This is a genomic window from Opitutaceae bacterium, assembly GCA_015075305.1.
Classification (GTDB): domain Bacteria; phylum Verrucomicrobiota; class Verrucomicrobiia; order Opitutales; family Opitutaceae; genus UBA6669.
On sequence record JABTUS010000002.1, the window covers coordinates 260,467 to 277,821 of the forward strand.

Here is a 17,355-nt window from a genome sequence, read left to right on the forward strand (position 1 = left end):
ACTCCGGCGTTCATCGGGCATGTATGGCCGCTTATGCAGATTTCGTTCGTCATGAGGAAGACAGCGTCGACCACACGAGGTGTCTCCTTGGTTTTCGCAACAGCATTTGCCACTGCAGGCCTCTCCCAGACGAACGCCGCATCGACCCAAGGCGGCTTCAACCGCCTCTCCGCAATGGTCGTCTCCGCAAGTCGCACGCCAACTCCGGTCAATGAACTTCCGGTGACCGTCGACCTCTTCTCCGCTGAACGACTGCGCACATCACCCGCCCTCACGCTCGATGCGACACTGCGGGAGTCGGCGGCCTTCAGCCTCTTTCGGCGAAGCAGTGGCCTGACCGCGCATCCCACCGCCCAGGGAGTCTCGCTCCGCGGCGTCGGCCCCAGCGGCGCAAGCCGTTCGCTCGTCCTGCTCGACGGCATTCCCCTCAACGATCCCTTCGGCGGCTGGGTGTCCTGGTACAAGGTGCCGCGCCTTTCGCTCGCAGGCGCGGAAATCATGCGCGGTGGCGGCTCCGGCGTATGGGGAAATGCCGCCCTCGGCGGCACGATCGCACTCACCAGCCTGCCGCTGACCGGGACCCGCGGCGACACCGCTGTCGCCGCCGGTGAATTTTCAACCTATCAGGGCGAAGCCAGCCTGACCCAGGCGCTCAACGATCGCTCCACCGTCAGGTTCGATGCCGCGGCGTTTTCCACCGATGGATTCTTCACCGTGGGCCCCGGCCAGCGCGGTGCGGTGGATCGCCGCCTCGATTCCGAGTATCAACTCGCTCAACTCACCTGGAGGCAGGCGCTGGGCGGCGAATTGTACGCGCAGATCACCGCCCGCGGTTTCCGCGAGGACCGTGGCAATGGAACTCCGCTTCAGCGAAATGGCACGCGCGAGGGATTGGTCTCCGCAACGATTGAGCGGCAGGCTCCCACAGGCGTGAATTGGTCGGCCGTGCTCTACGGCCAGCGACAGGATTTCAACAGTTACTTCACGTCCGTCGACGCACTGCGCCAGAGCGAGACTCCCGCCAATGACCAGTACTCCGTGCCTGCGTCCGCGGCTGGCGCCGCCTTCAGCGCCAACTGGACTGACTCCCATGGCGCACGCAGCGCAGCCGGATTCGACGCGCGCTGGGTTGAGGGCGAGACCCGCGAGGAGTACCTCTACTCCGCCTCTCGATTCACCCGCAGCCGATTCGCCGGCGGCGAGCAGCTTTTCGCAGGCCTCTTCGCCTCCCACGACCGACCGCTGCCCGGTGATTGGCGGGGATCAATCGCCGCCCGCGTGGACCGCTGGTCAAACCGCGACGGCCATCGCCGCGAGTTCAACCTGCTCACCGGCTCCGCGGTGCGCAATGATCGCCACGCATCCAGCTCGGGAACGGAATTCAGTCCGCGCCTGGGCGTGACCGGGCCGCTGCCCGGGGTCAAATGGCTGCGCGCCCGCGCCGCCGCGTATCATGCCTTTCGCGTGCCGACACTGAATGAGTACCACCGTCCGTTCCGCGTGAGAAACGTGAACACCGAGGCGAATCCCTCGCTGAAACGCGAAACCGTTGACGGCGGCGAGCTGGGGCTCGACCTCACCCATCGCACGCTGCGACTGAGCGTGACCGGATTCGTCAACGAGCTGAACGATGCCGTCGCCAACGTCACGCTGAGCAGCACACCCTCGCTCGTCAATCGTCAGCGGCGCAACCTCGACGCCATTCGCGTGCGCGGATTCGAAGCCACCGCCGAGTGGAACGCGCTGCCTTCGCTCACACTGAGGGCCGATCTGCTGCTCAGCGACACGCGTGTGGAAAAGGCCTCGGAGCAGCCCTCGCTCGTGGGCATGCAGCTCGCCCAGGATCCTCGTCGCACATTGACCCTGGGCGCGTCCTGGCGTCCGGCGGACGCATGGTCGTTCGACGTTCGCGTGCGTTCCGTCGGAGAACAGTTCGAGGATGACGAGAACACGCTTCGGCTCAGATCCTTCACCGTGGTCGATTTCCAGACCGCCTGGCGCATCAACAACGATCTCTCGCTGACGATGGCCATTGAGAACCTGTTCGATCGCGACATCGCAACCGGACTGAGTTCGGATGGGCTGATCACGCTCGACAGCCCGCGTCGCGGGCGCGTCGGACTGCGCTGGACCTGGTGAAAAACGCTGCACCGCCGGGCAACCGGTGCCGCGCGCCGGCACCAGACGCGCTTCAATCGATTCGCTTCCTGCCCGCCGTAAGACTGGCCGTGCCATCCGCGAACTCCGCAACCACGGCCGCCCCGGGCTTGAGCTCCGCGCACCGCTGCAGGGGAACGCCGCCGGTGTCGCGCAGAATCACAAATCCGCGGTTGAGAACCGACTTCGGGCTCGCCGCCTGCAGGCGTTTCCAGAGCGCAAGCAGGCGATGCGACTCCTGCTGCACGCGCAACTCCGGCGAATGACGTGCAAGGCCATGCGCCGCGTCGACGAGGCCGCGCCTCATTTCCTGGATTTGCCGGTGCGCGGCGGAAAACAGGCGGTTCGAAAGATCGTCAATCCGCAGGTAGCCCTGCTCGACCTGCGCCGTGGGTGAAAGCAGCCGCAGGCGCGCCCGCTGGTGCTCCACCCGGCGCTGCAGGGCCGCAAACTGGTTCTGCACGCACCGAAGCAGGGAACCCGCGGCCCGGCCGAGGCGCTCGTTGCAGGCGACGAAGTGACTCGAAATTAACTCCGCAGCGGCACTCGGAGTTTCGGCGCGTACGTCGGCTGCAAAATCGCACAGCGTCACATCGATCTCATGTCCCACCGCGGAGATCACAGGAATCGTAGATGCCGCCACCGCGCGCACCAGCACCTCCTCGTTGAACGCCCACAGGTCCTCGAGGCTGCCTCCGCCACGTCCAATCACCAAAACGTCAAACAGCTTCATTTGTTCCGCCTGGGCAAGCATCGCCGCCAGCTCCGAGGCCGCACCCTCGCCCTGAACCTTCGCCGGCAGCACGACGACCCGCCCGCGCCACTTGCGCCGCCTGAGTATCTGAATGAAGTCGCGCACCGCCGCTCCGGTCGGGGACGTGATGAAACCGATCGTGCGCGGCATCTTGGGCAGCGCGCGTTTGCGCTCGGTGGCGAAGAGACCCTCAGCCTGAAGGCGCTGCTTCAATGCCTCAAACTCCCGCTGAAGGCGCCCCACCCCGTCATCGACAATCGCGCGCGCTATCAACTGGTAGTTTCCACGCGCCTCATAGACGCTGATCTCGCCAAAGACGATGACCTGCTGACCGTCGCGCAGCGAGACCGTCTGGTGCTGCGCATCGCCGCGAAAGAGGACCGCCGAAAGCTGCGCGCCGGCATCCTTCAGCGAAAAATAGGTGTGGCCGCTCGACTGCTGCCTCAGGTTTGAAACCTCGCCGCGCACCCAGCCGGGAGGAATCTGCGACTCCAGCAGCCCCTTCACCCGCCGGGTGAACTCCGTGACGGTCGCAATGCGGTCGCGTCCGGAGAGAGCTTCATCATTGATGCGCGTCATTGCGGTCTCCCTCAACCCGGTGAATGGCGCGTGCCGGCTGCGCCTCGCACTTTCGCTTGGCGTAGTGTCTGCGCAGAACGTGAACGCCAAGCCCCACCGCGATGAGCAGGCTGATGCCAATGACCGCCCACCTGGCATTTCCCTGAGCCAGCGCGTCGCCAAACATGACAATGCCGGTGGCGTTGACCATGGGAAAAACGAAGGAGGGAAGGATGTACTTTCGAAACGGTATCTGGGCCAGTCCGAGCAGATAACTCTGCACAAAAAACGGGGGGCCCGGAGTGATGCGCACAAGAATGGTCACTTCAATCTGATCGGCCTCGTCCACCACTGGTATCCTGTAGCCGAGCCGGCCCAGCCAGCGCGCAAGAAGCGGACGGAGCGCGTATCGGGCCAGCCAATACGTCAGCGTGACATTGATCAGGATGGCGACGGCCGAGCCCGCAAGAATTCCAGGAAGTCCGATCTCCTCCCCGAATGCCGGACCCGCGGCCAGACAGAACGCCATGAAGGGAAAACCGACGGCCGGCAATAGAGCGAACCCCGCAAAGAAAACCCATGGTCCCGCAGCCCTCACATGCACCATGGCCTCCTGAATCAAACCCTTGAGATCGACCCCGCGCAGCAAAAGGATGCCCAAGCCACCCGCAACAACTGCGACGAGTCCAAGCTTTAGCAAAAGCCACTTCTTTCCACGCATCGGGGATCCCTGCATCCCGTCACGATGCCCGCCCTCCGTCGAGCGCGTCAAGGGAGCGAATAAGATCAATGTCCACAAAATGGCATCAAGCGCACCCTGCGACCGCAATCCGCATTCCTTTCGCGGCTTTTTCGCTTTAGGCCTTCATGTTGAGGGCAAAACTCCGAGTGTTGAGCTTGTTGCCATCATTTGCCGACATCTCCGCCCGATTGAACCGTCTTGCCGCGGCTTGCCTCTGCATCGGACTGATCGCGACAACTGTCCTCTCGCTGATTCCACCCTCCACCAGCCAGATGCAGGTGTGGCCATGGTCCTTGCTCACGGTGCTCACCTGGACGACATGGATTCTTGCGGGAAGCGCCGCTCTCGCAGCCAACGGCAGACTCGCCGCTTCAATGACCGGAGTGGGGCTGCTGATGCTTGGAATCATCGGCGTGCTTTCCGCACACACCGCCTTCCTTCCCGGCATTTCAAAGCCTGCCGCGCTTCCGATCCTCGCAGGATGCCTGGTACCGTTTGCCTTTGAATCGCCATTGCGCGGAAACCATCGCCGGCGCTGGCTCACGCTTCTGGGATTGTCGGGTGCCGTCGTGATGCTTGTCTCCTTCCACCTGTGGCTCACCACCCGGGTCGGCCCGGCCTTTGCCAGCGGACAAAACATCCTCAATGCGCTGGCCGCGCGAAATGACCAACCTTTCGGACACAGCAACTACGTGGCCGCATTTTCACTGCTTGCCATGGGTGCAATGGTCGCGTGCCTGATCGGCTCGACGCACCGATGGGTGCGCCTCGGCTGGTGCGTGGGAACGCTTGTCGCAGCCGTCGTTCTGTTTTCCACAGGGAGCCGAGCTGGACTCGTTGCCCTCGCGTTCGGTCTCGCATCGTTCGCATTCCTCTCCGTCAAGGCGGGCGTTCGTCCATCGCGGAGGCAGGTCCTCATCATCGGCATCGGCGTGTGTGCCGTCGTCGCGGCAGGCATCGCCGCAAACCCCCGCTTGCGGGAGCTGGTTCTGAGCGGACACTGGGGCGCATCTTCGCAGGAAAGCAATCAGCAGCGACTCGGCATGTCGCAGGCCGCTGTCGCCCTCGGACTCGAACGCCCCTGGCTGGGCTGGGGTCCCGGATCCGTTCCGCAGGTTTTCCCGTCAGTGCGCTCCACGGTCGCCGGCAACGTCGACAATGTCATCCAGGTTCACAGTTCCTTGCTGCAAACGCTGGCAACGCTGGGTGTTCCCGGAATGATTGCCGTCGTGCTCGTCGCCGCCGGACTGCTGAGCCGCTTGCTGCGACTCGCCATAGGCCCAGCGCGATTCCCCTCCAATGATTCTCCACACCCTCCGCTGGAGGGGCATGCTTTGTCATGCCCAGGGGTCGCCCACGATCCCCACAACGCCGGACCTTTCGCCTCCATCCCATCGCGACCCCACATCCAATCCACAGATCAATCCCAAACCGGGCACGACGAAGCGTGCCCCTCCAGCGGTTATGACTCCCCACGCGTCGGACTCCAACGCGCACTCGAAAACGCATCGCTCGCAAGCGGACTGATCGCCTTTCTCGCCTATTCGTTTTTCGATCATTCGCTGGATATTCCCGCAATGGCCATGTTCGCGGGCGCGGCTGTCGGGGCGACCGGATTCTCCGGGGAAACATCGCCCCCGCGCACCGGTCTCGGACGAGCCGCGGCATTCGTCGCGCTAGCCTCGGCGCTGCTCCTGACCGCCGGCACCTACCGGGATCAAGTGGCACGCAAGGCCTTTTCGAATGCGCTCACGTGCGTCGTCCATCAGGACCCGTCCGGCTTCCGCAACGCCCTGCTCCGCGCCGACAAGGCAGTCCCCGATTCGACCTACGCCTCCCATGTTCTGGCCTCCTGGCTCGCAACGGGACAGCCGTTCACGAATCAACCGCCGCTCGCCGACAAGGGCGCCGCGGCGATTCCACCCTTGGAAGCCTCGCTTGTGAGGAATCCATTTCTTGAATACGCCCACTACAATCTCGGGTGGCTCCAACTCGAAAACAATCCGGCAAAGGCGGAACGACACTTTCTCGCGGCAGCCCTTCTGGCGCCACATCGCATCGGCGTTCATCTCGGCATCGGCCTCGCCCGCATCGCCCAAGGCAATGCCACTGGCGCGGCCGCCGCATTCGCCGCGGAACAGGCCAACGATCCGCGTCAGGCATTCCAACCGCTTTTCCGAGAGCCGTCACTCGCAGGAATCTCCAGTCAGGCGACTCGCCTCGCGGAAAACTTCCTCAGCGCACAAGCGAAAGCCGGACACCTGGACGCGGGCCGGGTTGATGACATCCTCGCGATCTGGCACGACGAGAGTCTTCGCAGCGTTGCCATGGGCAAACCGTTCCGTCGCGTTCGTCCCGGGTACGGCGTGTTGATGGGATTTCCCGGAGGCCGGCCGCCGGCCGATGTCAACGTCATGAGCACGCCCGCACTGACATCCGCGATCGAGGCGAGGCTGCCAAAGCCCGGCTGGATAAACGGCGAACTCCTCCTCAAGCTCGCGCTCGATGATGCCTCATTGAAGAAGCCATGACGCGAGCCATCGATTCCCAGCGCCTCCGCCGTGTGTGGCTGCCGCTTGCCCTGCTGATCGGCGACACGCTCGTGGCCTTCGCCGGATTCTGCGCCGCCTACGCGCTGCGCTACGCCTCGCCGGTCGGCAGACTCGGCATTCCGGTGCCTGAGGCGACATTTGGCGCGTACCTGCCGCTGCTCCTCATCGGAACGCTTTTCCTGACCGCCGCCTACGTCCAGTTGGATCTGTACACCGAGCGACTCCTTCTCCGCCGGCTGCAATCGCTCAATCTGATCCTCAAGGGAACAGTGCTGTGGCTCGCCGCTTTTCTCGGACTTTCGCTCGTCCTCAAGTTTGAACCACCCGTATCGCGCTGGTTCGTGATCCTCGCGACCGCCGCCGTGCTGGTGCTGATGTACGTCTGGCGCACGATCCTGTACTACGCCTTCACGCGCACGCGCCTGGTCGAGCGACTTCGCCGGCGCGCCGCCGTACTCGGATGGAATGACGACGCCGCGGCATTGGTGCGCGATCTCCAGGCGACTGCCGTGCACCCGTTCGCCTTCATCGGCTGCATCCGCGTGGAGGGCGACAGCCCCTGCCCGGAGCGCTGTCTCGGCTCGATCGACGAACTGCCCGGGCTGCTCCGCAGGGAGCGAGTCGACGTTCTCATCGCTTCGCGCACGGATCTGCCGCGCGAGCAACTGCGCTTTGTCGTCGAGACCTGCGAATCCGCCTACATCGACTGGAAGGTGGTGCCGTCGTCGTTCCAGATACTGATCAGCGGGCTGCGACTCCAGACGGTCGGACGCATACCGATTCTCGGCATAGAGGACCTTGCGATCAACCGCCTCCTCAACCGGCTGATGAAGCGCTTCATCGATGTGGCGGGTTCCGTCGCCGGCCTGATCCTTTCCACCCCGGTCATCGCGGTGCTCGCCGTGCTGGTGAAACGCGAGTCGCCAGGCGGGCCGGTATTCTTCCGCCAGGAGCGCGTCGGAGCGCGGCACACGCCCTTCATCCTCTACAAACTGCGCAGCATGGCGCCCGATGCAGCGACAACGGACCACGTTCAAGTGAGCACGCGCGCGGAGGACCCCCGCCTGCTCCGCATCGGCCGGTGGATGCGCCGCTGGAATCTCGACGAACTCCCGCAATTCTGGAACGTGCTCCGCGGCGACATGAGCCTGATCGGCCCGCGACCCGAACGCACCCACCATGTCGAGCAGTTGTCGAACGTCGTCCCACACTACCTGCCCCGCCACCTTGTGCGCCCTGGCATGACAGGCTGGGCGCAGGCAAACGGGCTGCGCGGCGAAACCTCCATCGCCGGCCGCATCCAGCACGACATCTACTACATCGAAAACTGGTCGCTCTGGCTCGATCTCCAGATCCTCATCCTGACACTATTTCGCTGGAAAAACCCATCCGCCTGATCCGGTTGGGTCGACCACGTGAATCATTTCCAAATTCCCCTCCGCACTTTTGCGTGGAGCATACTTCGCTAGTTTCCCGACAAAAACGCAAAGTTGCGGGATCTCCGAAAGGTGGGACAGGAAGCAGCAGTTCGACACGCGGAAGGTGGAGAGGATGCCATCCTCAATGATCCGGTTCGTGGCTTGTCATGCCACTGAATTGAGCTAGGATTGAGTGATGAAAGTTGCCGATTTTCCGCAGATTCAAGCCCTCACAACCTCCGAGAAACTACTCCTGATCGAGGAACTGTGGAACGAAATTGGCCCAAATTCGGAATCGGTGGAAATACCGGACTGGCACAAGCGGGAACTCGACCAAAGTTTGGAGGAACACCGGCGCAATCCAGACGAAGGTTCGCCTTGGACTGAGGTTAAAGCCCGCATTCTTGCCCGGCGGTAGTCATGGATTTTCGCGTCACCTCGCGCGCCGAGGCTGATCTGGCTTCGGCGTTTGACTGGTATCGGGAAAGAGGCGTCGATCTTGCGCTGGATTTCGTTCGCTGCGTTGATGCCACCATTGCGACGGTTCAACGGTCTCCACAGATTTTCAGAAAGCGACATGGTGACGTACGCATGGCCATGACGCCGCGCTTCCCGTTCGGAGTTTACTTCGTTTGGGATGAGAAATCGGGAAGTGTTTCTGTGTGCCGTATTCTGCGCTTCTCCCAAAATGCGCCGGCTCACATGTAAGTTTGTCGGACTTCCTCATCCCGGTTGATCGTTGTTGGATGTCGGGGGCTTGGCGCAAAGCCCAGTACCCAGGCACCCGGAATTCCCCATCTTCATTTCCGGGCTTCAGTCCCCGCTTCTCTTCACATTGAATCATCTGGCATGCCCAACGCCCCCCACTCTCGCGCTGTCGTCCAGCTCTTCCTGGCGGCGCTCTGCTGGAGTCTCGGCGGATTGCTGATAAAATACCTTCCCTGGTCTCCCCTGGCCGTGGTCAGCGGACGCGGACTCATCGCAGCGCTTTTCCTCATCGCCCTCAATCGCGGTGTGAGATTCCACTGGTCGCGCTGGCAGGTGCTCGCGGCCATGGCTTATGCAGGCACGTCACTGACATTCGTGATGGCGACAAAGGCCACCACCGCCGCCAACGCCATCCTGCTCCAGTACACCGCACCGGTTTGGATCGCTCTGCTGGGCTCCTGGCTGCTCGGGGAAAGAGCCACGCGCAGCGACTGGATCACCATCGTCGTCGTCCTCGCAGGCATGGGCGTGTTTGTCTATGAAGGCGTCAGGTTCAGCAGCCTCTCGGGCAATCTCATCGCCGTCTTCAGTGGATTCCTTTTTGCCGTGATGATCCTGCTGATGCGAAAACAGAAGGACGGTTCGCCCGTCGAATCCGTCATCCTGGGAAATCTGCTCGCCTTCCTCATCGGTTTTCCCGCGCTGATCAAGGCACCGGCGCTGTCAGCCAACGGCTGGCTCGCGCTTGTGCTTCTCGGCACCGTCCAACTCGGCCTTTCCTACTGGTTCTATTCGCAGGCCATCAAACACGTCACCGCACTCGAGGCCGTTCTCATCCCCATCATCGAGCCGCTGCTCAATCCGCTCTGGGTTCTGTTCATGACGGGTGAGAAACCGAGCACAATTGCGCTTTTCGGCGGCGCAATCGTGCTGGGCTCCGTCACCGCGCGAGCGATCGTTTCCCTGCGCGGGACCCGCTTCAAACGGCCCATCGCCGCAGAGGTCGCCCGAAGCGGCTGACGCGAAACGCCTCAGGGTTCCGCCAGCACGGGCTTCAGCAAGGGAATCCACAGTTCATACCCCTTGCGATTCATGTGAAGGAGGTCGGAAACAAAGATGTCCGGTTTAGGCGTGCCGTCGGACTGCAGCATTGCCGGCACCACGTCGACAAAGGTGTCGCGGGAGTCATGCGACAGATAATCCGCCATCATTCGATTGAGCCTGACGACCTGGTCACGCTGGTCCCAGCGGCGGGGATTCAGCGCAACCGCAATCACCGCCACGCGCGTCCGCGGAAGCTCCCGGTGAATCCGCTCCACAATGGCCTTCATGTCGGCGAACACCTCCTCCACCGGCTTCTTCGCATTGATGTCATTCCCGCCTGAATACAGGACGACCTGCCGGGGGTGATAACGCAGGATCAACTCGTCAAAAAACAGGCGGATGTCGGAGAACTGCGAACCGCCGAAACCACGATTCAGCACGCGGTACTCGGCAAAGTCCCTCGTGAGATCGGTCCATCGGCGAATCGAGGAACTGCCCGTAAAAACAATCGGCGAGGCCGGTGGCGGTGTCCTCCGGTCCGCCGCGGTGAACGCCGCGATGTCCTTGGCCCACTTTGACGCCGCCTTCGCCGCCGCCCCCTCAGTCGTCGGATGCCCGATCGCCGGAGACTGCGCGGAAATCGTCCCCAAGTATAGCGCAACGGCAAGCGATCCGGAAAACAGGTGTCGAAACAGGGCGGCCATCGTCATGCAGGCGAGACTATGAACCGGATTTCGAAACCCAAGTCCGCATTTGCATGAAACCACTTTAGCCCAACTTCGAAATTGAAGTGCCGTTCGACGAGCTCCTATCTCGTTTGACCGTCAAGGACCCGTTGTCATCGCCCGGCGCAAAGCCGCCGTCGCCGCAAATCAGAGTTGTGTCACAGCGCGGCCCTTCGAAGAGCCGGCGGCGTCGGCGCGCGACGAAATTTCCGCAAGCGCATCCAGCACCTTTCCTCCAGTGAGCAGCTCAGGCAGCACGACGGGGTCCTTCAACGCGGGCGCATAGATCAAATTGAACGGAACCGCCGAACGGTTCCATTTGGCGAGCTCCTGGGTGATCTTTGGATCCTTGTTGGTCCAGTCGGCCTTGAAGAGAACCACATCGCGTTTGCCAAACTCCGACAGCACATCCTTCGAATTGAACACGGTCGCCTTGTTGGTCTGGCAGGTCGCGCACCAGCGTGCGGTGAAATCGACGTAGGCAAACTTGCCTGCAGCCTGTGCGGAGGCGACCGCCTCAGGACTCCACTTTTCCCAGACAACACGGTAGCCCGCATTCGCGGCACCTGCAGCCTGTGCGTTCATGGAACGGGGCCAACCGAGCCAGACACCGCCGACCAGAAGCGCAGCGGCGGCAACTCCGCCGACAATGCGACGCGCGGCCTTGCCATGCGGCTGGGCAAATCTTCCGTACGCCCACCCGGCCATCGCGATGAGCACAAAAGCAAACACGATCATCAGAAGCGCGTTTTCATCCGCCGCGGTCTGCGCGGCAAGCACCCAGAGGAGCCAGGCCACCGTCGCGTAGAGCGGGAACGCCATGAGCTGCTTGAATGTCTCCATCCAGGCGCCGGGCCGCGGAAGGATTTTCGTGGCCTGGGGGAAAATCGAAAGGAGCAGGTAGGGCAGCGCCAGGCCGAGCGCGATGGCCGTGAAGACGAGAAGCGATTCGACAGGCGCCAGCGCGAGGGCCACTCCCAGCGCAGGCGCAAGGAACGGCGCACTGCATGGGGTGGCCACAAGGGTCGCGAGCATGCCCGTGAAGAAGGATCCGCTGAGGCCCTCCTTGCTTTGCAGTCCGGACCCCGCACCGGTTGCAGAGAGACCGACTTCAAAAAGTCCGCTCAGGTTGAGCGCAAAAATCAGCAGGAAAACAGCCATGCCGAAAACAAAGGCGGGGGATTGCAGTTGAAAGCCCCACCCGAGCTGTTCGCCGCCCGCACGCAGAGCCAGCAGCAAACCCGCGAGCGCCCAAAACGAGAAAAGCACACCCGCGGAAAAAACCAGCCCGTGCTGCACGACCTTCGCCTTGTTGCTGCCCGACTGATTGACGAAACCGAGCACCTTGATGCCGAGGACCGGAAACACACAGGGCATGAGGTTCAGCACGAGACCTCCCATGAAGGCGAGAAACAGCGTGCCCGCCAGCCCCGCACCTCCACCTGCGCCGGTCGCCGAGCCAGAAACGCCACCGCCTGCCGCGCCGCCACCCGAGGGAGGAGAACCGGCATTTGTCACAGCCACCCCAGCCGCGCCAGTCGACGATGCGGCCTTGTCGGTCGAAAATGGAACGTTCACCAGGATTCCCGCTGGTCCTCCCGATGCGGCCTGCCAGCCATTCTTCGCGGTCAGTATTCCCGTGAGCACCCTGGCGTCCGCCGGGGAATCAGGCCCCGTGGACATTTCAATCTGATACCTGCCATTCTCCGCTTTCACGGTTTGCGGAGCCGAGTAGTCGACGACTCCCACATCATCGAAGAAATGAATTTCCCCGGGGGCATGCGTTGTTCCCGACGGCGGAGTCACCGTGAGTGAAACCTTGCCGCCCTGCTTCGTCGCATGAAACGCCCAGCCCTCAATCGCGCGCGGCAGGGCGCGGAACGCGGCGTCAAATTCCGCGGCGATCGCCGATTTCGCGGACGATTTTTCCGCGGTGACCGGCAGGTTCAGTTTCACCGCACCGTCGCCGGGCATGCAGGACGCCTCGCACATGAGCCATTCGACAGTCGCAGCCAGCGTGGCGGTCGTGCCCGGCTTCGCATCGGCGGGCACCGCAATCTCGGTGAACAGGAACGTCCGTCCTTCGTATCCATTTCCTGTTACAGCGCCGTTCGCGTCCTTCACGGTGTGCGGCACGGGCCAGACGATTTCACCCGCCTTGTAGCCTTCCGGCAGTTTCCAGGTGATCGAGGTGGGATAACCCGTGCCGGCGACCTTCCAGTAGGAATGCCAGTGCGGATCGTGATCCAGCTTCACCGCAACCCAGATCGACTTGCCGGGCTGCACGGAGGTCTCCGCCGACACAAGTTCGACCTGGACCGCGCCGTTGCGAACCGGCTGGGCGCTGAGCTGGAGCGACGAAAAGAGAATGAAGAGCGCGGGAAGGAGAAGGCCCGCGAGGGTGGATTTCGGGTTCATGACAGTAAATCGAGCGCGCAAATGAGCATCATCGCATCAGTTCCACGCTAGCCGGTTTCGCCTCCGATACAAGAGGGGCGGCAAAAAGCTTCGTCGAATAGTATCGCTCCGCCCGGTCGCACAAAATCGTAACAACCCGTGAACCTTCAGGCAATTGGGCGGCGGTCCGCAGGGCGGCAATGATGTTTGCCCCGGATGAGGTCCCAACCAATAGCCCAAACTCGGAGGCCAGCCGGCGTGTCATTGCAATCGCATCGGCGCTGGCCACCTTTTCCTTGGCGTCGATTGCCAGTCCCTTGATCAACGGGGGAATATATCCGCCGGCAACGCCTTCAATATTGTGACAGCAAGGCGACTCCCCCGACAGCATCGCCGCCTCCGCCGGCTCCATCGCCACGATTCTCACGCGCGGATTGCGGGCTCGCAGGGCGCGACTCACGCCATTGATGGTGCCGCCCGTTCCATACCCGGAGACAAACGCATCCACCCGCCCACCCATCTGCGAAAGGATTTCACGACCGGTGTGATCGACATGATCCTGCGCATTCAGCGGATTCTCAAACTGCCGGGGCAGAAAATACCGGTCATCCTCCTTCGCCATGGCCTCCGAAATCTCGATCCCCGTCACATAACCGCGTGTCGCGGAAAACAACTGCAGCTCAGCTCCGAAATGCCGCATCAGGTGCCGTCGTTCGATGCTCGCCGTGTCCGACATCAGAATCCTCACCCTGACTCCCAGAAGCGCGCCCACCATTGCGAGCGCAATGCCGGTGTTCCCGCTTGTGCACTCGAGGACCGTGGTGTCAGGCCGCAGCAGACCACGGCGCCGGGCATCTCCGAGAATCATCAGCGCAAGGCGATCCTTGATCGACCCACTTGGGTTCAGGTACTCGCATTTTACATGCAAGGTGATCCCTTCCGCACGGAAATGAAGCGGGATCAGCGGTGTGTTGCCAATAAGAGACAGGACGGGTGGCAGCACATCTTCCGCTCGAGGCAGCGGGGCTCTCGCACTCGGTCGCCTGCCACGGACTGCACGGACAGCCGCAAGGCGTGAAGAGGTTGGGTTGCTCGCCATAGCCGCCTGTATACCATGCCACAAACGCGCTTCCAATAGGTCAAAAGGAGGAAACAGCATCAATCCCGCGAGTTGTTACCGTCGGCCTATTCGACAGTTCGCCGGGCTGTGCTAACGTGGCACCTTGTTCTTTTCGAACGACACATCCCTGAATCTCCAACCCATGAAATTATCGCTCTTGCCGATTCTCATTCTCGCAGCGGCAGGCACGGCCGTCGCAGGATTTGCCCAGACGGCTGACACAGTCGCCCCGTCCTCCGCACCGAGTTCGGCGCGTTCACTCCTCAAGCCGGGTGACCCCGCCCCCGACTTCGCGGTTGTCGGCCCCGACGGCAGGACGATCAAGCTGTCCGATTTCCGCGGCAAGATGGTCCTCGTGGACATCTGGGCGACCTGGTGCGGACCGTGCGTCGCCTCGATGCCGCACAACAGCGAGATCGCGAAAAAATTCGCCAAGGACGATCTTGTCGTCCTCGCCGTCTGCACCGATGACAGCCGCGAAAACTACGACGGGTGGGTGAAACGCAATGCGTCCAAGTACGCGTTCCTCACCGCGCACGACACCGCAGGCAAGGACAACTGGGACCGGTCCATCTTCAACACCGAGTATCGCGTCTCCGGTTTCCCCACGCTCTTCCTCATCGATCGCAACGGACGCCTTGTCGGGCAAACCTCCGGCGGCGGCAACGCCGAGAATCCCTACCTGACGCGCCTGCTCGCGAAGGGTGGAATTCCCATCGACACCTCCCACCTGCCACCTGAACCGACGGGCGGACCCAAATCCATTCCCGCCATGACCAAGACCATGGCCATGGGCATGGGCGCACCCGCGCAGGCGACCGCCGCAGGGGCAAGTCCAACAGCGCGCTTTGCCTCGATGGCCGCCGGCACGATGGTTCCCGATTTCACCATGCTCGATCTCTCGGGCCGCGAGGTGAAGCTCTCCTCGCTGCGCGGAAAACCGACATTCATCGCATTCTGGACCAACCTGCGCGCGCCCGCTGACGATGTCGCCAGGATCTACTCCGCATACAAGGACAAGGGACTCCAGGTGATCGGCATCAACACGGGCACCGACAACGCAGAGTTCGCAAAGTGGCACGCTCAGAACAGCAGCGCCATCCCCTTCCCAGTCTACTCGGATCCTGCAGGCAAGGCACCGATGGAGAGCATCTCCTACATGACCTTCGGCGCAGGCATGTACCCCGCCTATGCCATGATCGACAGCGCCGGCAAACTCGTTGGCGGCACGATCGGCATGGGTCCCAAGGTCAGCGGTCTGCTCCGCGATCTGGTAAAGAACGCCGGCATTGCACTCACAGCCGCCGACCAGGAATTGCTCGCCGCCGCAGTCAAGGAAACCGCTCCAGCGATGCGGGCCGCCACGATCAAGCCCGGCCCCGCCCCCAGCGGCGGCATGACTGCCGCACGGCCTGCGACACTCGAAGCCGGCGCCATCGCCCCGGACTTCCTCATGAAGACTGTCGATGATCGCGACGTCCGTCTCTCCGATTTCAAGGGGAAGATCGTCATCCTCGACTTCTGGGCCACCTGGTGCGGACCGTGCATCGCCTCGTTTCCGCATACACAAAAAATCGCCGAAAAATACAAGTCGCAGGATGTCGTCGTCCTCGCCTCCGGCACGAGCGACAAGATCGATCAGTTCAAGAAATGGATCCCGGCGCATCAGTCGAAGTACCCCGACATCCAGTTCACCTTTGATCCCAACGAACGCGGCTCCGCGACGGAGGCCGAGCGCGCCTCGGCCAAGCTTTACCATGTGGTCGGCATTCCGACCCAGTTCATCATTGGCCGCGACGGCAGGATCGCGGCCGTTGTTGTCGGCAACGGCGGCGAAAGCGACGCCCGCACCGAAACCGCGCTCGCCAGCCTCGGCGTCAAGGTTGATGCCACAGTTGTCGAAAAAGGCAGGCAGCAGATCAAGGAAGCCGAAGAGCGCGAGGCGGCGATGCGCGAGCAGGCAAAGACTCCACGTCCGCCATTCTTTGAAAACTACGGCAAACTCAAGGCCGGCGAAATTCCCCCTGCGATAAATGTCATCACCGCCGATGGTCAGACGAAACAACTTTCCGATATCACCGCGGGCAAGGTTGCGGTCATCGGACTCTGGAACGCGGGCATGGGCCCCCCTCAGCCGATGCGCGAACTCTGGAACTCCTGGGGCGGCGCCTACAAGGACGAGAACGTGACCTTCCTCGGGATCGGCGCCTTTGATTCACGCGAGAATTTCGACGATTGGGTTTCAAAGAACTCGGGGAACATCTCATTCCCGGTTGTTTTCGACCCGGCCGGCAAGCCGCCGCGTCCCGACAAGGACTACGCCGATCTCACGGACGAGGAAAAGGGCGCCTTCGCGGCCAAGAGTCGTGAACACATGCAGAAGGTCATTCCCATGCTCATGGGTGGCGTCATCACCCCGATCCCCTCCGGAATGGTCCTCGACGCCAAAGGCAGGCTCGTCGGCTGGTTTGCCGGATACGGCGAGCCCACCCCCGATGCCATCGCCAACCTGCTCCTTCGGGCCGGTGTCAAACTCAAGCCCGAACACACGCCCGCCAGGATCTGGACCGCCGAGGAAACCAAGCCGCCGGCACCCGAGGCGCGCAAAGGAACCATTGCCATCGGAGCAATGGCTCCCGACTTCCTCACCACAACGGTCGACGGCAAAGCGATCCGCATTTCCGACTACAAGGGCAAGGTGCTCATCCTTGATTTCTGGGCGACTTGGTGCGGACCCTGCATGAGCGCCATGCCCCACACCCAGGAGGTCGCCGCCAAGTACAAGGACCAGGGCGTCGTTGTCCTTGGTTCCTGCACGAGCGACACGCGGGCCGCGTTTGAACGCTGGGTGAAGGCCAATCAGGAAAAGTACCCGGACATCGTCTGGAGCCACGACAAGGAGGAGCGCGGACCGAAGCGGGCCTCGTTCGATCTCTACGGTGTATCCGGAATTCCCACACAGTTTATCATCAACCGCGATGGAAAGATCGTCGACATCGTGGTCGGCTACATGCAGGGCGAGGCCATCCTCGATGCAGCCCTGGCCAAGGCTGGCGTCTCCGTCGACCCCGCCCTCATCGCGAAGGGCGCAGCTGACTTGAAGCGTCGCGCAGTGCTTTCGGGTGAGGCTCCCATTCCCGCGAAAGCTCTCGTCGCGCCAAAAGCCGGGGATTGAGTCAG

At 62.5% G+C, this 17,355-nt stretch carries 12 protein-coding genes; 7 read left to right on the plus strand and 5 right to left on the minus strand.

The features are described 5' to 3' along the window. Positions 1-51: 51 nt before the first annotated feature. Positions 52-2,139: a TonB-dependent receptor gene (locus HS122_05520; protein MBE7537853.1), complete on the plus strand. Its 2,088-nt coding sequence runs from the start codon at positions 52-54 to the stop codon at positions 2,137-2,139. 52 nt (positions 2,140-2,191) lie between these two features. Here HS122_05520 and xseA read toward each other — a convergent pair whose 3' ends face one another. After that, entirely contained in the window at positions 2,192-3,490 is a 1,299-nt protein-coding gene (gene xseA, locus HS122_05525; GenBank protein MBE7537854.1) for an exodeoxyribonuclease VII large subunit, read from the minus strand. Further along, positions 3,474-4,241, minus strand: a complete 768-nt coding sequence (locus HS122_05530; protein MBE7537855.1) for a TVP38/TMEM64 family protein — start codon at positions 4,239-4,241, stop codon at positions 3,474-3,476. The genes xseA and HS122_05530 overlap by 17 nt, the downstream gene beginning before the upstream one ends. 125 nt (positions 4,242-4,366) lie before the next feature. Here HS122_05530 and HS122_05535 point away from each other — a divergent pair, with 125 nt between their 5' ends. From HS122_05535 to HS122_05555, 5 genes are all read left to right on the plus strand, one after another. Next, positions 4,367-6,742 carry an O-antigen ligase family protein gene (locus HS122_05535; protein ID MBE7537856.1) on the plus strand — a complete coding sequence of 792 codons (2,376 nt, stop codon included), beginning with the start codon at positions 4,367-4,369 and terminating at the stop codon, positions 6,740-6,742. Beyond that, positions 6,739-8,160, plus strand: a complete 1,422-nt coding sequence (locus tag HS122_05540; GenBank protein MBE7537857.1) for an exopolysaccharide biosynthesis polyprenyl glycosylphosphotransferase — start codon at positions 6,739-6,741, stop codon at positions 8,158-8,160. The genes HS122_05535 and HS122_05540 overlap by 4 nt, the downstream gene beginning before the upstream one ends. 217 nt (positions 8,161-8,377) lie before the next feature. After that, entirely contained in the window at positions 8,378-8,599 is a 222-nt protein-coding gene (locus tag HS122_05545) for an addiction module protein (GenBank protein MBE7537858.1), read from the plus strand. Positions 8,600-8,601: 2 nt separating this feature from the next. Continuing rightward, complete coding sequence (locus HS122_05550) at positions 8,602-8,889, plus strand: type II toxin-antitoxin system RelE/ParE family toxin (protein MBE7537859.1); 288 nt, start codon at positions 8,602-8,604, stop codon at positions 8,887-8,889. Between the two features lie 141 nt (positions 8,890-9,030). Next, positions 9,031-9,909: a DMT family transporter gene (locus HS122_05555; protein MBE7537860.1), complete on the plus strand. Its 879-nt coding sequence runs from the start codon at positions 9,031-9,033 to the stop codon at positions 9,907-9,909. 11 nt (positions 9,910-9,920) lie between these two features. On the opposite strand, the gene HS122_05560 is transcribed toward HS122_05555, so the two are convergent. The 3 genes from HS122_05560 to HS122_05570 all read right to left on the minus strand — a co-directional run bounded on the left by HS122_05560 (position 9,921) and on the right by HS122_05570 (position 14,058). After that, positions 9,921-10,637 (minus strand): hypothetical protein, encoded by a 717-nt coding sequence (locus tag HS122_05560; GenBank protein ID MBE7537861.1) that lies wholly within the window; start codon positions 10,635-10,637, stop codon positions 9,921-9,923. A gap of 168 nt (positions 10,638-10,805) precedes the next feature. Further along, positions 10,806-13,076 carry a thioredoxin family protein gene (locus HS122_05565; GenBank protein ID MBE7537862.1) on the minus strand — a complete coding sequence of 757 codons (2,271 nt, stop codon included), beginning with the start codon at positions 13,074-13,076 and terminating at the stop codon, positions 10,806-10,808. Between the two features lie 28 nt (positions 13,077-13,104). Beyond that, entirely contained in the window at positions 13,105-14,058 is a 954-nt protein-coding gene (locus HS122_05570) for a cysteine synthase family protein (GenBank protein MBE7537863.1), read from the minus strand. Positions 14,059-14,317: 259 nt separating this feature from the next. Here HS122_05570 and HS122_05575 point away from each other — a divergent pair, with 259 nt between their 5' ends. After that, the gene (locus tag HS122_05575) at positions 14,318-17,350 is read left to right on the plus strand and encodes a redoxin domain-containing protein (protein ID MBE7537864.1); all 3,033 of its coding nucleotides are present in this window, start codon (positions 14,318-14,320) and stop codon (positions 17,348-17,350) included. Positions 17,351-17,355 lie beyond the last annotated feature (5 nt).

Excerpts from the sequence above, each read along its gene's own strand:
- HS122_05560 (MBE7537861.1), bottom strand. The coding sequence starts at position 10,637 with ATGGCCGCCCTGTTTCGACACCTGTTTTCCGGATCGCTTGCCGTTGCG.
- HS122_05575 (MBE7537864.1), top strand. The coding sequence starts at position 14,318 with ATGAAATTATCGCTCTTGCCGATTCTCATTCTCGCAGCGGCAGGCACG.
- HS122_05550 (MBE7537859.1), top strand. The coding sequence starts at position 8,602 with ATGGATTTTCGCGTCACCTCGCGCGCCGAGGCTGATCTGGCTTCGGCG.
- HS122_05545 (MBE7537858.1), top strand. The coding sequence starts at position 8,378 with ATGAAAGTTGCCGATTTTCCGCAGATTCAAGCCCTCACAACCTCCGAG.
- xseA (MBE7537854.1), bottom strand. The coding sequence starts at position 3,490 with ATGACGCGCATCAATGATGAAGCTCTCTCCGGACGCGACCGCATTGCG.
- HS122_05555 (MBE7537860.1), top strand. The coding sequence starts at position 9,031 with ATGCCCAACGCCCCCCACTCTCGCGCTGTCGTCCAGCTCTTCCTGGCG.
- HS122_05565 (MBE7537862.1), bottom strand. The coding sequence starts at position 13,076 with ATGAACCCGAAATCCACCCTCGCGGGCCTTCTCCTTCCCGCGCTCTTC.
- HS122_05520 (MBE7537853.1), top strand. The coding sequence starts at position 52 with ATGAGGAAGACAGCGTCGACCACACGAGGTGTCTCCTTGGTTTTCGCA.
- HS122_05540 (MBE7537857.1), top strand. The coding sequence starts at position 6,739 with ATGACGCGAGCCATCGATTCCCAGCGCCTCCGCCGTGTGTGGCTGCCG.